The 986-nt window shown below is 44.6% G+C and carries 1 protein-coding gene and 1 pseudogene; one reads left to right on the top strand and one right to left on the bottom strand.

Annotation, left to right across the window (positions count from 1 at the left end):
* A pseudogene (locus BACCOPRO_RS07805) lies at positions 1–198 on the top strand (hypothetical protein); the annotation flags it as partial.
* Between the two features lie 36 nt (positions 199–234).
* On the opposite strand, the gene BACCOPRO_RS07800 reads toward BACCOPRO_RS07805, so the two are convergent.
* On the bottom strand, positions 235–986 hold a 752-nt coding region (locus tag BACCOPRO_RS07800; RefSeq protein ID WP_008142499.1), incomplete at its 5' end, for a replication initiation protein.

The following is a 986-nucleotide window of genomic DNA, read 5'->3' as shown; positions in this document are numbered from 1 at the left end:
TTCTTCATACTGAACAAGGGTGCGAAGTCCGGCGGCGAAATCACCCATGCCGTCCTAAACGGTAGTATCGTTTCGAAGCCGGCAGGCTGGGACGCCTTTCATGGGCTTGCACTGGCGAGAGAGAAACTAAGCAGCGAGGAAATACAACAGCAGATGAAAGAACTTGGTGTAGAAATGGAAATCGTTCCTCTGATTTGACAAGATTACCCGGAGTGTTTCAGCCGGGTAATCTTGTTACTTATCCTTGATTTTCCCTTTAAGGGCGTTTATAATCCACCCTTTCGGATTGTTCTTTTCTCGTGATTTTCCGTTTAGGAGAGCCAGTTCTCCGATAAGGTCGGTTATCTTTTCTTGTGCCGTTATGAATGTCTCTTTGTTCCGGTTTATCTCTTCCGATGTGAAGCCGCAGGAATAACGGAGGTACTCGTACACATGGCTGTCTATCTGATATCGTGCTGTAACCTTTGCTTGCAATTCTTTCCCTTCCAGTTCTTCATCTCTGAACTGTGGTTGATAGACCGGGTAGAACCTAAACCCGGTCACCTTGCTACGTTTGTTGTTTGGGTTTTCACGCACTTTCACGTAGTTGAAAGTGTATGGGCAGCTCTCATCAAGCGCAGCCTTTGCTGGTTTCAAAACTCTTTCCTCAAAATGATCTATTCTGTCTTTTCCGTTCTTGTCCTTGTATTTGTCCGCAGGTATGCCAAGACGGTCTTTCAAGTTTTCAAGGGATATATCCAAAGGGTACACCTGCCCACTCATTAACATGTAAAACCTAAGGGAATACCCAGTAGGTAGCGCAAGAGCCTTGTTTAACTCAAATTCTCTGTACCCCTTGGCGAACTTGGTAAACACATCCCAAAGGTCGTTAGACACACGAAAGGTTATAATGCCAGTGCGTTTTTTATATTTTGGGTTAGATATAAATCCGCACTTCCACCATTCCTCGTCATCTTCGTAAGTAAAAAAACGTCCTGCCAAAGAAT

Origin of the sequence: Phocaeicola coprophilus DSM 18228 = JCM 13818 (assembly GCF_000157915.1) — a bacterium.
Taxonomy (GTDB): domain Bacteria; phylum Bacteroidota; class Bacteroidia; order Bacteroidales; family Bacteroidaceae; genus Phocaeicola; species Phocaeicola coprophilus.
The sequence above is the reverse complement of the archived record's forward strand: the minus strand, read 5'-3'. Positions and strand labels throughout refer to the sequence as shown.